We start from the raw sequence: 399 nt of genomic DNA, 5'->3' as shown, positions 1-399 counted from the left end.
GTATTGCCCGCTACATAGTTTTAACGCTCGTTGGCAACTTGGACAAAAGTACTTTTCATTCCGATCAGCCTTTCTTGCTTCCACTAAAGTTCCGTTTTTAGTTATTCCAATTTTCATTAGGTTCACCCCAATATAGAAATACGGCTTTTGGGATCTTTCCCACGAAAAAAACACAACAAATTAATGTTGTGTTTTGGTAAAATCTATTTTTGATTATTTAAAATAACGCTTAGCCAGCTCTAAAGCTGCTCCATCCATAACTACTTCGCCATGTTCTCTAAGAACCTCGCTTGAAACAATAGTCGAATTCCCATATTCATACGCGATTGCTAAGTCATTCTTAATAGTTTCAGGGGAATTTTCACTGGTAAAGAAAGTTAATTCTAAATAATATATGTC

The 399-nt window shown here is 35.3% G+C and carries 1 protein-coding gene; it reads right to left on the bottom strand.

Annotated features, from left to right (window positions below; genetic code table 11):
• Positions 1–213: 213 nt before the first annotated feature.
• A partial coding sequence (locus C1I99_RS35565; protein WP_199562487.1) for an adaptor protein MecA occupies positions 214–399 on the bottom strand: 186 nt, incomplete at its 5' end.

The organism is Micromonospora deserti, assembly GCF_003236335.1.
GTDB classification, from domain to species: domain Bacteria; phylum Actinomycetota; class Actinomycetes; order Mycobacteriales; family Micromonosporaceae; genus Micromonospora; species Micromonospora deserti.
The sequence above is the reverse complement of the archived record's forward strand: the minus strand, read 5'-3'. Positions and strand labels throughout refer to the sequence as shown.